Source organism: Paenibacillus sp. NPDC101420, from assembly GCF_050277435.1.
GTDB lineage: Bacteria > Bacillota > Bacilli > Paenibacillales > Paenibacillaceae > Paenibacillus_AQ.
This window is the reverse complement of the sequence record NZ_JBNNSE010000002.1, coordinates 329,473-344,404: the sequence shown is the minus strand read 5'-3', so window position 1 is coordinate 344,404 and position 14,932 is coordinate 329,473. Positions and strand designations below refer to the sequence as shown.

Annotated in this window: 13 protein-coding genes; 6 read left to right on the top strand and 7 right to left on the bottom strand. The window is 42.3% G+C overall.

What is annotated here, in order from left to right; genetic code table 11:
* Positions 1-8 precede the first annotated feature (8 nt).
* Positions 9-578: a thymidine kinase gene (locus ACQKMP_RS10315; RefSeq protein WP_042129772.1), complete on the top strand. Its 570-nt coding sequence runs from the start codon at positions 9-11 to the stop codon at positions 576-578.
* 139 nt (positions 579-717) lie between these two features.
* On the opposite strand, the gene ACQKMP_RS10310 is transcribed toward ACQKMP_RS10315, so the two are convergent.
* A complete protein-coding gene (locus ACQKMP_RS10310; protein ID WP_042190399.1) occupies positions 718-1,236 on the bottom strand; it encodes a DinB family protein in 519 nt (172 codons plus the stop codon).
* A 137-nt stretch (positions 1,237-1,373) separates the two neighbouring features.
* Here ACQKMP_RS10310 and ACQKMP_RS10305 point away from each other — a divergent pair, with 137 nt between their 5' ends.
* From ACQKMP_RS10305 to sda, 4 genes are all read left to right on the top strand, one after another.
* Complete coding sequence (locus tag ACQKMP_RS10305; protein ID WP_143764067.1) at positions 1,374-2,039, top strand: hypothetical protein; 666 nt, start codon at positions 1,374-1,376, stop codon at positions 2,037-2,039.
* Positions 1,963-2,547: an accessory gene regulator ArgB-like protein gene (locus ACQKMP_RS10300; protein WP_427469336.1), complete on the top strand. Its 585-nt coding sequence runs from the start codon at positions 1,963-1,965 to the stop codon at positions 2,545-2,547. Before ACQKMP_RS10305 ends, ACQKMP_RS10300 begins: the two co-directional genes overlap by 77 nt.
* 137 nt (positions 2,548-2,684) lie before the next feature.
* Positions 2,685-3,017: a LytTR family DNA-binding domain-containing protein gene (locus ACQKMP_RS10295; protein WP_042190411.1), complete on the top strand. Its 333-nt coding sequence runs from the start codon at positions 2,685-2,687 to the stop codon at positions 3,015-3,017.
* A 216-nt stretch (positions 3,018-3,233) separates the two neighbouring features.
* Entirely contained in the window at positions 3,234-3,407 is a 174-nt protein-coding gene (sda, locus tag ACQKMP_RS10290) for a sporulation histidine kinase inhibitor Sda (protein WP_081382883.1), read from the top strand.
* A 183-nt stretch (positions 3,408-3,590) separates the two neighbouring features.
* On the opposite strand, the gene ACQKMP_RS10285 is transcribed toward sda, so the two are convergent.
* The 4 genes from ACQKMP_RS10285 to ACQKMP_RS10270 all read right to left on the bottom strand — a co-directional run bounded on the left by ACQKMP_RS10285 (position 3,591) and on the right by ACQKMP_RS10270 (position 12,587).
* Positions 3,591-3,899: a hypothetical protein gene (locus tag ACQKMP_RS10285; protein ID WP_042190413.1), complete on the bottom strand. Its 309-nt coding sequence runs from the start codon at positions 3,897-3,899 to the stop codon at positions 3,591-3,593.
* Between the two features lie 119 nt (positions 3,900-4,018).
* Complete coding sequence (locus tag ACQKMP_RS10280) at positions 4,019-4,678, bottom strand: helix-turn-helix domain-containing protein (protein ID WP_042190416.1); 660 nt, start codon at positions 4,676-4,678, stop codon at positions 4,019-4,021.
* Between the two features lie 437 nt (positions 4,679-5,115).
* A complete protein-coding gene (locus ACQKMP_RS10275; RefSeq protein ID WP_427469335.1) occupies positions 5,116-11,559 on the bottom strand; it encodes a phosphodiester glycosidase family protein in 6,444 nt (2,147 codons plus the stop codon).
* 116 nt (positions 11,560-11,675) lie between these two features.
* The gene (locus tag ACQKMP_RS10270; RefSeq protein ID WP_339266282.1) at positions 11,676-12,587 is read right to left on the bottom strand and encodes a LysR family transcriptional regulator; all 912 of its coding nucleotides are present in this window, start codon (positions 12,585-12,587) and stop codon (positions 11,676-11,678) included.
* A 163-nt stretch (positions 12,588-12,750) separates the two neighbouring features.
* Between ACQKMP_RS10270 and ACQKMP_RS10265 the strand changes: the two genes are divergently transcribed.
* On the top strand, positions 12,751-13,500 hold the full coding sequence (locus ACQKMP_RS10265) for an SDR family NAD(P)-dependent oxidoreductase (protein ID WP_042190424.1): 750 nt from the start codon (positions 12,751-12,753) through the stop codon (positions 13,498-13,500).
* Between the two features lie 61 nt (positions 13,501-13,561).
* On the opposite strand, the gene ACQKMP_RS10260 is transcribed toward ACQKMP_RS10265, so the two are convergent.
* Together ACQKMP_RS10260 and ACQKMP_RS10255 are read right to left on the bottom strand one after the other, a co-directional pair.
* Positions 13,562-13,852, bottom strand: coding sequence for a MazG nucleotide pyrophosphohydrolase domain-containing protein (locus ACQKMP_RS10260; protein ID WP_042190426.1), 291 nt, complete (start codon positions 13,850-13,852; stop codon positions 13,562-13,564).
* 311 nt (positions 13,853-14,163) lie between these two features.
* A complete protein-coding gene (locus ACQKMP_RS10255) occupies positions 14,164-14,652 on the bottom strand; it encodes a hypothetical protein (RefSeq protein WP_339242844.1) in 489 nt (162 codons plus the stop codon).
* Between the last annotated feature and the right edge of the window lie 280 nt (positions 14,653-14,932).

The window sequence follows — 14,932 nt, the reverse complement described above, 5'->3', positions numbered from 1 at the left end:
AGATGGAAGTGGCACAATTGTTTTTCAAATACGGAGCAATGAACAGCGGTAAATCTATTGAGATACTCAAGGTTGCGCATAATTATGAAGAGCAAGGGAAATCGGTGCTCATTTTCACTCCATCCATAGACGATCGGGACGAAGTTGGTTTTATCTCCTCCCGTATTGGGCTGCGGAAACAGGCCATACCCGTCGACGAGAATACCGATATTTATAATATCGTCAGCAGTAACCAGCCCAAACCCCACTGTGTACTAATTGATGAATGTCAATTTCTAAGCAAGGACTGCATTCTTCAGCTAGTACGGATTGTGGATGAACTAGGCATTCCCGTTATGGCATTTGGACTTAAAAATGATTTCCAGAACCAGCTATTTGAAGGCAGCAAATACATGCTGATTTACGCTGATAAAATCGAGGAAATGAAGACCATTTGCTGGTTCTGCGAGCGTAAAGCAACAATGGCTCTAAGAGTAGAAAATGGTAAGCCTGTATACAGCGGCAAGCAAATCCAAATTGGCGGCAATGAAGCCTACTATCCAGTGTGCCGTAAATGTCACAAGAATCCTCCACTATAAAATATACCCACAAAGTGAGGCTTTGCTTCGATACTTACTCAGGTACATTGCGGGGGAGCCCAAAATATATACCTTTAGCTAAAAAAGCATTCCGAAGCCGCAATGGCCTCAGGAATGCTTTTTTTAAAATAAAACTCGATTAAACCAGATATCTTTCTTTAAGAATATTCAAATGATGATGATCATGCCCAATCAATACGCACGCCACTGCTCTCGCGGAGATGGTTGCATTGTTAACCGTTCCCTTACGAGTCCATGCATCTTCCGGCAAAGTGTCCAACAGAGCTTGCGTTGACTCTCGGACAAGCTTGTAATGAGCCAGTAGTTTTTCTAGAGTGTGTGCTTCAAAATTTGCGGTAGGCACATAGTCCTTTTCATCAAAGCCCGCCAGCGGGATCTTATCTCCTCTTGCAACGCGCAACAAACGATAAGACATAATTCTTCCAGTATCCGCTAGATGGCCAACCATTTGCTTAATACTCCATTTATCAGGAGCGTAACGATGCTCTCCTTGTTCTTCCGTAAGGTTCGAAATAAAGCTACAAATCTCATCCGTCTGCGCTCTAAAAACAGTACAAATGTCCCCTTCAACTGGCACTAAATCGACATACTTTGATAATTCTTCAAGATACTCACTGCTTTCTGGACGTCGATCCATGTCTAAACCCCTCTCATTTTGAATTTTTTTGAAAAAATAGGAGGAAAATTATACTGTAGTTGTTGTATTTTAGTCCATTTTATACGATACTTGCAATAATAGGGTTAGTTAAACTAGAAGTCATCGGGAGTGTCGGCATGATAGATTTTATGCTTTTTATGATATTTTCAATACTAGAGACCTATGCAATGTTCTTTCTGGCTTTCAAAATTTTCAAAATTGACTTATATCATAAAGAGATGTTGTTTGCTAGTTTTATTATGGGCTTTTTTTCTTATACCCTTAGAATCAACTATGGGATAGCTTCATTAGATACTTTCTCACAATATGCACTAATGTTTTGTTTTATGTGGATGTTATTCCGGATTCATCCCTTCTACGCTTCCATATTAACCGGAATGGCTTATCAAGCTTACTCGGTGATTCAAACCATAATTATGTATCTATTAGACTCTGTAATCAACATGCCTCTAAATACTTCGGAACCGATTACAAAAAACATAATGACAATGCAGATATTATCAGCATTAGCCGCGGTTCTCATTGGTATGTATGTGGGTCATAAACGTATTGGATTTGACTTTGTACCTGACAAACCCGATGTAAGAATTAAACCAACGACTAGCGAAAAATTATTATTTGCTCTTAATCTTCCTACAGTAATTGTCGTTACTTTACTCACCTACTTTTTTGAATCTTTTTTCTCTTTCTTCATCCCAATTTTTTATGGAGTACTATTATGGGGATATCTATATTTCTCACACAAAAAGGATAGAAATAACTATGAGTCATTTAACTTTTAAAATTGTTGAGCTCATTAAGAAAAGTAATCCAGAGCAAACGCATTCCATTGAAATCATGCATTATGCCCTTAGCATTATTTTAAATACTTTATTCATTATTATAACTTCGTTATGCATCGGCGGGCTCACTGGACAGCTAAAGGAAACATTCTTAGCCTTATCCAGCTGCATGCTCCTAAGAATGTCTTCTGGTGGAGTGCATTTAAAATCCGCAAGGTCCTGCAATATTGTATCTATCTTTATCTGTTCACTGATCCCTCATATCACTTATCTAATACATAACCATATCATTTGGATTAATCTTTTTTCTTTGCTTGTAATGATCTTATGTGCTCCAAATCCTGATGCTAATGCGCAAATCCCCAAGGAATGGTATTTGGGTTTAAAGATCATTTCCATAATTCTGGTTTCTTTGAATTTTTGGATCCATTCGTCTGTCATTGGATTGGCATTTTTAGTTCAATCCTTTACAGTTATAATTCCATTACAAAGGAGGCCAATCAAATGAAGAAAAATTTAGCTCGTTATGCTTCTAACCTATTAGGTATTTCTGCTGTTGTTTTTGCAACAATTCTGAAACCACTTGCTAACAGCCCTGAGATTCCAAAAGAACTGCGCAAGTAATCAAACAAGGATGGGGAAAAGATGCGTGTCTTACAGAAAGACGGTTCCTCTAGTGATATTCTAGAGGAAGATATATTGTATTTCTCCAATTATAAGAATACAATATTCGTCCATACGAAAGAAGGCGAATTTATTCTCCCCACCACGCTTTCCGATCTTTCCGTAGCGTATGAGGGTAAGGGATTCGAACGCCTTGACCGCAGCAACGTCGTTAATATCAACAACATAGAAGGCTATGATCCCGGACGCAAGATTGTATGCTTTAATCAAGGTAAGCAGTTCACTACCGTTTCGGAATCCAATGAACCTCGCCTAAAGAAGTACTTATCTACTCATAAGAAAGATTCTGATTAAAACAATCCCGACATGTACTATACATGTCGGGATTGTTTTTGTTTATTAAAATTCAAAGTAAACCAATCTATTATCACACAAAATAGCTATTATGCCATAATTCCCCTAAGATGTAAAGAAAAATTCATAGGATGAATGACAGGAGACGGATTGTATTCCAAATGATACCATATATATAAATGTGTAATAAAAACAAATATATGATGGAGGAACCAAATGAATTACTATTTTCATCCCTCACCACGCCCCTCATCTCTTGAATCAATATCTGATGAAGAATTACTTAACATCTATAAATTAGCGCTTGAGGCACAAGCTTTACCAGATTTCATAGAGATTGTTAGAGAGATCTTAGACAGTAGAGATCTCATACAAACTGAAAAATCATAACATCCCCATACACAAATTAATTCGCAAATTATGACATAATTACATAACTTCCTATGGCTTCACTGCGAGTGTTCTCTAGATTGTCTTCATGTTAACATCATCAACATAAAGAAGGTAGAGCCTCCTGAAGGCCCTACCTTCTTTATATGCAGTAAGGACTACTCCCTGAAATAGAGTAATCTTCTACTCCGTAATTTCCGTTTTAAATACATTTTCCAATTTTCCGCCAAGTCTTTTCTTCAAAGGAACTTTAATATCTCTACCCAGCTCTTTGAAAAAAGTTTCTACATCGCATTTCACATTTTGTGCAGTCGCAATTACAGCGCCATCACCAACAATATTTTGATTCTCTTCAAGAGGAACATCAACTTCGATATCATACTTTTTGGATAATGTCTTGATGTATCGTGCGAAGATCTCCAGCAATTCCTCGTTATTAAAATTCTCTATAGCGACTTTTCCCTTGCTGGTAAACTTCATGTTAATTTTCATTATTAATATCCCCTTTTCTGTCAAACCATTTTTAGTTGTTAGTTTATGGATCAAGATGAATAGATGGCTGCAAGAAAGGGCAACATTATTCATTTTTGAGATCATTTATGAAACACACATTATTTATAAGCACCCTTTATCTGTTGTACTTTAAACTGCGTAAATTCTTTGAGCGCTTGTATGACCTGATCCTGTTCTTCTTCCTTCAGCTCATAAACGCACTCCCGTAACCACTCGCCAAATAGAAAGGCTTGACGCCCTTTCCGAGGGCTCTTTCTTAAGGAGTCGAGGCAACCCTCAAACTTATCGTTCAGGACGTCGGTAAGATTGTATTTCTCAATCTTCTCTATTACCATTCCTGCCCCATATTCCGTTTCATAAACTATGACTTCATTAGAATCAAAGGAAACGTAAGATGTTTCTTTACCTTCCTTTGCCCTGAATTCCTTAAGCTTGTTAAATGCCGTCTCATAAATGTAGTCCTGAGACTGTTTAAGCTGTGGCAGCTCATAACCATGCTTTAAGGTCTTGATATATTCAATATCTGGCATATAGTCTGCCAAATGATACATCCGATTCTTCAGATCTGTTCCAAGTGCTTCGATGATCTTGTCCAGATTGTCTTTTAGCGGAATGCTCTCTCCACGCTCGATCTTGCTAAGCTGTGAGTAACTTATGCCGCTCTTTTCTTCCAGTCCTCTTAAGGTTAACCCTCTCGTCTTTCTGATGTGCCGAATGAAATTACCCAGCTCATCGGGATAGTTCTCAAAATCATTCATGGGAGTCACCTCCCTACTATCATAACACAACATAACAATTTGTGTTGGCTTATAACAATTAATACTAGTAATTACTTGCCTCTGAAGGGTGATTCTCAGTACCAAAAACCCAATATAATACTAGATTTCCAAAATATCGGAGAAGATTTGATACTCATCTGCCAGGCTCTGGATTGTAATCGTTGGTTGGGAATTACAGCGTATCGGACTCAAATGCAACTGTTCATTAAAATATACTACGGTTCGGTGCAAAAGTATGACAATAAGAGTTGTGATGTCCGAAAATTTGGAAAAATAGACCAAAAAGTTGAAATCGCTGCAATACAGTCCATAACGATCCCAAACCATCTACTGTCTGCAAACCATTGTGTGCTTCCAGCTAATCCAATTTGTTAAAAAAACAGCCAGTCCCAACAACCTGGAACTGGCCATAATCGTTACTCCATAACATTCAACAGATTGAGGATCATCTGTGCACTTTCGGCACGCGTGCCGTTTTGCTTCGGAGCAAATTGCGCTACAGCACGTCCCTGCATCAATCCAAGTCTGTACACCTCGCTGATAGCCTCTTGAGCCCATTGTGGTGCAGTGCCAATATCATTAAATGCTGAAACGTTAAGACTAGCTACAGATACGCTGTTCTTGGCGTATGCATATGCACGAGCCAGCATCGCTGCCATCTCTTGACGAGAGATCCTGGCATCCGGTTCAAACAGTAAAGCGGTCTGACCGTTAACAATTCCAGCTTGTTTTGCTAACCCTACTGCTTCTGCATACCATTTATCAGCAGGTACATCAGTGAAACCAGCTTCTGCCTGACCTTTTAAGCCAAGCGCACGGACTAACATCGCTGTAAACTCCGCACGTGTAACCGCACGGTTTGGATCAAAACGATCCACAGCTACCCCCTGTACAAGCTGTTTTGCCGCAAGCTGCTTCACAGCAAGGTAAGCCCAGTGATCCGGCTTCAGATCATTGAATGTTTTGTCATATTCTAATACAACGTATTTACTAAAATGACTGACAGCAGCAGATAGATAACCATTCATCCATGTACTGCTCATATACTCCAACTTACCGGCATCATCAATAAAATAAATACCCAATAAGCTTTGCTCTACAGTCGCACCGACCTTATATGAAATCGTGATCGGCTCTGCAAACTGACTTAATGAGAAGGACTGGCCATTTTCTATGAGGATGCTGAGCGACCAATCTCGCAGATCACTTTTCGCTCTCAATTGTGCTCCAGCTAGTGTACCTGCACGATCTAACAGATCCACGGCTGTATTACTAGCTAACGTGTTCAACCGTAGTGAAATCGTACTCTTGGCAAGAGCCTCAGCTGAGATTAGCTTACTTAGTTCAGCCAGTACTGTAGCAGGAAGCGTAACGGATAAATCCTGCATAACCACTCTAAGCGGTGCGCGTCCAAGCAGCTCTGCAGCATTGCCTGGTAAAAGCAACTCCGTAACCGCTCCGTCAACAGAAACCACAACTTCACCTTGAGCATTCTTGTTCTCTGACAGTTGAGAGGTTGTTATGGTTACTACACCCGCTTGTGCAGATGCCGACGGAGTCGGTGTAGCAGTCGGCGTTGCTGTCACCGCAGGTCCCGGCACCCAGCCTCCTGGTGTTGGTGTTGGCTCTGGACTTGGTGTTGGTTCCGGTGTTGGCTCTGGGCTTGGCGTCGGAGTCGTACCTGGCGTGCTCTCAGTCACTGTCAAAATATATTCAGTGCTGAACCCCTTATAAACAGCGCTGACTTTTGTTATACCAGCACTCAATGCGTGAAGCTCCCCATTCTCACTAATCATTGCAATGGAATGATCAGATGTATCATACCTTACGCTCTCGACCAATTCTTGCTTGCTTCCGTCACTATATACCGCCTGAACAACAACGGAGCCTTTATTTCCTTGTTCCAGCGAATCCGGCCCTTTTATCGTTATTTCTGTAAGGATAGGAGCCTCATCATTTGTTACTACGAGACTATACTCCGAGGCGAACTCCCTGTAGGTTACTGAGATCACAGTAGAGCCTTCCTGATGAGCCTCGACCAAGCCCCGTTCATTGATTGTAGCAATATGCTCATTCGAGCTGGAATAATGAAGTCCATCCAATATTGGGATTCGTTTACCGGATGCATAGACTGCTTCGGTGACTGTCTGGTCGACCTCTGCTGGTTTAAGTTGTCCTTTGCCCTGAAGCTTAATCGCTTGCAGCGCATCTACAGTTATCTTACTTTCCGCAAAAATATTCGGGTAACCTGCCACTGTGACTCTCACCTTAGCTGTCCCTGGTTTTAGCGCAGTAACCAAGCCATTTCCATCTACGGTAACTACTGATTCTGCCCTTTCAGGAACGATGGACCAAAGTTTTGTCAGATGATTAGCCTCATCCGGCACTACCTTAGCTTGCAATTGCAGACTAGCACCAGGCTCAAGCTCAACAGCTGTTTGATCCAGCGTAATGGATTTTGGAACAAAATTCCCGATCACTAAACGGTCAATTTCTACACCGTCTACCGTTCTTGCCGTAACCGTAATCTCGTTCTTCCCAATTTCAACAGCCGTATAGATTTGCTCATCTTCGTCATATATTTTTTCCTGCCAAAAACGTGGCGTCAGCGCATAGAACTTAGGACCGGAGGAACCGCCGATAACATATCGTGTGCCTTCGCCTTCTGCTACCTGTTTACCATCCTTCATTGGAAAAGTTCGCAAGTAAATATGATCATGACCGTTCATCACTAGATCCACATTATGCTTATCAAACACCGGCACCCACTTTGCTTGCACCTGTTCATTCGAATAGATGCTGCCATAGGGCCCTTGATGGAAAAAAATCACCTTCCACTTTTTATCTGTAGCAGATAGATCCTGATCCAGCCACTCTGCCTGTTCAGTGAACGGAGCACCTGAATGCTCTGTATTCATAACCACAAAATGTGTATCCTGAATGTCAAAAGAATAATTCGTACCTTTTACGCTCGCCGCACCGTTTTGCGGGTTATTGAATTGCGCCAGATAATCCCCATCGCCATTGGTTCCCATCACTTCATGGTTCCCAATAATCGGAACAAGCGTGGTATTCATCAGCTGCTTTTGGGCTGCATCAAACCACCAGTTCCACTGCTCTTGTTCAAAGCCTTTATCCACCATATCTCCAGCGTGGACCAGCATTTCAGCATCCGGCATATAGGCAAAAGCAGCCTCTATCGTATTGCCCCAAAGACTAAACCCCGCTTTAGAATCTGCTTGAGAATCTCCGATAAACAAGAATTTTGTAGAAGCGCTCTCCCCCCCGCTTGTAACGAAGGTTCCTTGCTCACTTACATTTGACTCCCCATCCCCCACACGATATACATATTCGGTTCCAGGGATAAGCCCTACTGCCTCCGCTTTATGAACTCGCATCGTTCCATCATTGTTGGTGTTGTAAATTGAACTGTTGCCAGTAATTTTCATTACATTCGCTGCTTGTAAGCTTGTGAATTCTGCCTTTTTCACCAATTCTACTACAGTATTCACGGTTAGCGGTTCAGTCTGCCAAGTAAACTGGCGAGAAGTCGCTGCATCCTGGCCCATCGTAACATTAACATTACGCGGGGCAGCAGTACCGTCATATGGAGCAACCTTGAACGTCATTACAGGACTATAGGTATTTCCTTTTACCGCCTGCAATTTAAAAGTTCCTTCTGCTGAAGTGACAAAGCCAGTAGTAAGTGTCCCACTTCCCTCTGAAGTTGCGCCTTGTACCTCCAATCCATCGAACAGCAGCTTCGCACCTTCAACAACACTTCCATTCAGATCTTTTACCGCAAAAGACGCATCAAAGCCCTTCGCAAGATCATAATGGTTCCAAGTGAGCATCAACTGTGTCTTTACAACAGATTCAACAGCCGCTCCAATAAAAGAAATAGGAACCCCGGTACCTTCTGTCGAAGTTACAGATCCGGATGTATTTTCAATTACAAAACGTTTGCTTGTATCCCCAGCGAGCTGCTCCTGAGTATAGGGACCCACATAATCATTTCGAACCGTATATTGAATTTGTCCGATGAGATCCGTATCTCGTAGATTGGAGGAATTGATATTCGTTAGGTTAAGACGCACAGTGCCCAAAGCTGGATCAATGATCGATTCCATTTGCGTTTCTGATAACTTATTCCCCCGAATTACCTGCAAATCTTTAACTGCAGCCGGATTAAAAGCAAACGTAAGATTTCCTTGCTTCAGCTTGCCCGCTTTCTCTGCCGTTACGTCCAATGTGTAGGTGTTGCCGGCATATACTACTTCTGGTGTTTTGTATACATAGAACGGAGAGCCCAAATTCACTGTAAAATACCATTCTTTTATCGTCTGGTTACCGCTCAAATCGCGGATGGCAACTTTTACTTTATGACGGCCTTCTGTAAGTGGAACCTTTGGTTTATAAGTGATCTGACCTTTTGGAGGATAAAAGCCATGCTCCACTATTTGATCGTCCACATATACTCGTGTTTTGTCCGGATCGATTAAGGTCGTTCCCGGATGCACCACTGGATCATAACCATCATCCTCACCATTGACGGAAAGGGTCGGTGTAGCTGTTTTGACAATCTCGTTCACGCCAGGATAGGCATCTTTAAGCACAGGAGGTGTTCTATCCTCCTCTATCGGACCATAAATGGCACGAATATCATCAACGTAAATTGCACCTGCGCTCTTGTTAAGATTGCTTGTCTCCATATAGCGGACAGGCATATCCATCGTTAACGGGGTGGTTTTTCCCTTAGGAACGGATACTTCGACGTATTTCCACCCCGTCCAGTTCACTCCATTCACCTGATCTGTAAAATCCACAGGCACTGCCGCATTATTGCCATCACGAATCTGTCCCCGCAGCCAGTGCTTTTTGCCATCTCCGTAGATCCACATACTGATTTTCTCAGGATACCCCGGAATCTGAATCCGATTGGCAGTTGAGCTTGCGGCTAAATAAGCACCCGATGTGCCTGTTTTATTAACAAAATCATATTCCAGCTTTAAGGCTTTATCCCCATTACGGACAAAATCCTGATCAGTCACTTCCTGAATGGCCACACTGTTAGCTGCTGCACTGGAGGCAATATATTTATCAATGCCATTCTCAAAATCCTCCAGCATTACAGGCGGTAACCCTACATTTACTTCAAAAGAGGTCTGGGCGTCCCCGTACTTAGCATAAATCTTCCCGTTCTTCCCATTTTCACTCGTCGCTTGAAACAGACCTTTCTCATCTACAGTTCCGATCTCGCCCTCTACCCGCCATTCAAAGCTATGGTTGTCGGCTTGAATTACCTGTCCATTACGTAGCGCCTTCACAGTTAATTGCGCAGCAGCACCTGAAGAATAAGTTTTGATCTCATCAGGAAACCTAAGGTCTGTGAGCTTATCCACGACTTCGATTTCCCCACTGCCTTTGACTGCCCCCACCTCTACATTTACCGTTCCTGTGCCGGCAGTGGTTCCTGCGGTGAAGACTCCGTTCGCATCGACAGTACCAAGGTCAGCGTCCACCTGCCAATTCAAAGTACCCGAATAAGGTGCCGGATGGCCGTTCTCGTCCATTCCTGCTGCTTTGAACATAAAGCTGGAGCCTTGCAAAATACGTTCCGCATTCGGTTGCACAACTAGCTTAGAAGCTGATGATTGCTCTGGGGCTGTGTTGACGACCAGCAAACCGTTGCCGGTTTTACGTTCATAGCCATCAGAGCCCTGATTCATCATTTTGACACCAGATGCACCCGGCATTCTGGCCACAAAAGTAGAAGAGCCGCCACCATCCAGATTCATGGCGTTCACAACGCCCATATCCTTCAGAATGTAGCCAAGCTCATCCGTATCTACACCTTCGCTAAAACCTGGAGATCTTCCATCCACTTCGAATAGAACGAGACTTCCGTCCGCTTTTGTCCCAATGGCTGTACGTGGATGAATTCCTAAAGGCCCTACACCTTGTTGAACTACTCCGTCTTTTACCAGCGGCCCTTCGCCGCCAATAGCTACCTTCACATCATTCCATTCTCCACTAAGCGCAAAGGTCGCAGTAACGTTATCGCCAACCGATAACCCCTGCAGAACAGCACGAGACGTTCCGTTAGCAGACAAAACTACTTTTCCTTTGGTAAGCGGCGTATTGCCTTGATTGTTGCGAATATCAGATACCTTTAGCTTCAAGGTCTGACCGCTCTTCACTTCTCCCTCGACAATATCTAGAACAACCTCGTCACCCTCATTGGTCGACTTTGTAGTTGTATTATAATCTTCCGTATAAAGAACCAGCTCATTCGTATTTCGATAACGGTTGATGCTGGTTAAATTAGTTGTTTTTCCATTAATCGTTACGTTCTTGGTCAGCTTCGGCACCCCATAAATCGAGCTGCCATCTTCTTTTAAACCAAAAGTAAAAGCTGAAATCGAACTGTTCAGGATTACACCATCATCCATAAATAATCCATTCGGAACACCCGTGGCAAAACCGGAGATTTCATAAAAATCACCGTTAATCCCTGCGATCACCCGGTTTCCAGACGAATCCGCATAAGCGGCCATTTCTGTAACACCCTTCATACCGTATACCTTTCCATCCTTCGTACCTGCCCGCAGTTCTAAATGGCCTTGCCCTGGGTTGAACTCCACTGCATGAATCTTTTGTAAACCACGTTCATTCTGAAGATCCATCCAGGTGTACATCGCCCCAGGTGCGAGCTCTGTTTGACGTACATCAATAACGGTTCCGTAGTTTGTTGCTGGTAAATCAGAAATGGAAGCGTGAACAAATACTCCCGGCTGCAACAACGAAATCAACAAAATAAAAATAACTGCCACATTAATTTGCCTTAGATACCTTCTCACTGTGTTGACATCCTCCCCACTTGGCTGTCCTAATAACGATCTGAGCTTGGACAACATCATAGGGTTATAATAACTAGGAAGCGTAAAGGTTAGATAAAATTTACCAAGGCATACTGTTAACTTCTTCTAATCCCCTCCTCAAATTCATGTTTTAACCTGTTGATGAATCTTCTGACCGTTTTCGATCCTTGTTTAGAAGCTGAAACAATGGACCCCGGAGTATTACGATCTGGTGATCGTAGCTCGATCGTCTTCATGATCTTCTGAGAACCCTCAAATGTTTTTAGAAAAGAATAATCCATCCCAATCGTGATCGCGAGTCCTGACGCAACTGCATTATCAATGGCACGGGTGTTATTGCTTGTAAAAAGAATATTCATCGGCCCAACTTTTAGTAAATAACGCTCCACAAAGTCCTGTATGTAATGATCATCGTATAAAACCAACGTCTGGCCTACTAACTGTTCGGGCGTAATTATTGTATTTAGAGCTAGTGGTGATTGAGGATGTACGCCTACAACAATCTTACCTTCCATTAATTCCTCGAATACGACTCCTTTATGTTTCTCTGATAAGCCCTCTGGCGAGACCATCAGTCCGATATCCATTTCATCCTGAAGCACATTATCCAGAATTTCTTTAGGCCCCTTTTCAAAAATCTCTATTTTCACATTTGGAAAATCCGCTTTAAAACCGGATATGACCTTCACGATTAGATGCATGGGTCCCGGAATCGTAGCAATCTTCAAATGACCACTAAGCGCATCGCTGTAGATCTGTGCTTCAGCTTTTAATTCATTTACTTTCATCAAGACTTCATTTGCTTTGCCGATAATGGCTTGTCCCTCTGCTGTGGGAACTGCTCGTTGGCCTCGCGAACGAATGAACAAAGTAACTCCAAGCTCCGCTTCCAGCAGTGTTATGGACTGGCTTATGGCAGACAGGGTGATATGACGATTTTGAGCAGCTTTGGTTAGTGAACCAATCTTTGCGACTTCTACGATATTCTCGCATTGCTCTAAATTCATTTGAATCACTCCCTAAGTTAATATTTACTTAACACCTATTAAATTTACTTAAATTTTAATTAATTTAGACAAGTGCTACAATGTAAATAAGTTAGTAAATAACCTTTTCACCTTATGAACCTATATTTCTAGTATAACTATATTTCTCGAGGAGGAGTCCCAAATGACAGACAAAAGAGTAGCCGTAATTACAGGTGGAGCCAGTGGAATCGGGAAACAAACCGCAATTAAATTTGCAAGTAAAGGTGATCAAGTGGTCGTTGCCGATTTCAATCAACAATTAGGTGAAGAAACGGTCGCACAGATCATCAAGGATGGTGGCGAAGCTATTTTCGTCAAAACGGATGTTTCAAAATACGAAGAGGTAGAAGCACTGGTTGAGAAAACCGTTGCCACATATGGAAGAATTGACGTTATGTTCAACAATGCCGGGATCGGCCGCGTCACTCCTGTACTAGACCAAGACCTTAAGGATTATCATAGTGTTATTAATGTCAATCAGCATGGTGTTGCCCACGGTATTATCGCAGCAGGTAAAAAAATGCGTGAGCTCGGCATCAAGGGGGTCATCATTAATACAGCTTCTGTATTTGGATTCCTAGCTTCCCCAGGTACATTCGCATATCACGCTTCCAAAGGTGCGGTCATTATGATGACTAAATCCGCAGCACTTGAAATGTCCGTTCATGGCATCCGCGTGCTTGCCGTTGCTCCAGGCGCTGTAGATACGCCAATTATCCAAGGATATAAAGATCAAGGAATGGTCGACCAGATGAAGAGCAAAGTAATGGGTAACAAATTAACATTGCCTGAACAAGTTGCAGACACTGTATACTTGCTCTCCTTACCAGAAGCTAGTGCAATTAACGGTAGTGTTGTAATGGCTGATGAAGGTTATGCTTCATTTAAATAAAAAAATTATAAATCAAAAAATCCAAGGCTTCCCGAGCGGGATGTCCTTGGATTGTTTTGTATTACTCCCATGATCTCTGTTCATTGATTTCCAGCTTACGTTTAAATGCCTGCTCTAGATCAATATCCAGTTTATTGGCCAGATCAAAAATATTCCACACCACGTCGTACATCTCAAATCCCAAGTTTTCTTTCTTCTCTGCACCGGGGTCGAAGGATACGGATAGCACCTCTTTGGACAATTCCCCTACTTCAGTCATTAAGTACAGCATTCTCTGCTCAATGGAGCTCGTGTCAAAACCTTTGGTTTCACTGAACTTCTTCACATACTGTTGAAACTCAGATGTATTCATTTCGTTACGCCTCGCTTTTAGGGTATAAAGTTATGTAGTTTATAAAAACGATGTCATGCGATTAGCCTAGCTTTTTCCTTTATTATCATCCATTTGTTCGAAGAAAACAAACTCTCCCGTCATTACAAAAAAAACGATTCTTCAGATCATTGAAGAATCGCTAAGAAAATTTATTTACTTGTTGCTGTTTCAGCCACTATCTACGCCTATGTCGGACATTTCACTGCGCGTTAATCCGCAAGTGCACGGCCAATTTCATCGTCGAACGTGCCGCACCAGTAATGGCGAGACTCTTCATCATTATTCATTTATTATTCGCCGAGTTGCTCCTTGAGCTGCGCAATTTCTGTTTCCATGAAATCCACACGTTTATTCAACTCCGCGATATAGTTTCTTCGAGCCTCTTGGTCCGCTGCGCTTGTTCGGTCGGCCGCAGTAGTTTCCACCAGTTGGATGGCTTCTTTGAGAACTTGAACGCTTGATTCTGCTCCTGCTAATCTTTCCCGGAGTTTAGCCGCTGCAATACTTGCTTTTAGCGCTGCCTTCTCAGTCTCCTTACTCTCCAATATTATCGTTTTTCCTTCAACCGTCAACCCTGCTCCGGTCGCTTCGGACATCGTGCGCACAGGTACGTAGGCCGAGTTATTTACTACAATCGCATCTGCAATCTTCTTTCCGTCTTGTTTTATCGTATACATTCCGGAAACTTTAGCGCCAATTAAAGACGAGCTCGCTGCGAATCCTATTGAACCACCAAGTAACAACGCCGCTGCTACAATCCCTACTATTTTCTTCTTCATATCTACGAACCTCCTGAGCTTATTATTCTTCCAATTATAACCAATCAATTCGTAACATGAAAGATATACTAAGAGACTCTGCCACAGCCAACTCAACTACTGACCATATGTAATCTAGCTATAAGAAGCCATCTGAGTAAGCTTGATCCTATTGTTCTAAGTTGTGTTTTTCGATTTCACGAACAACTTTATTTCGAAATGATTGATGTTAGTTGTAAACAATGTTACTCTATCAACGGTAAACTCAAAATCTTATGCTCCTCAATACCTCTATTAGTAG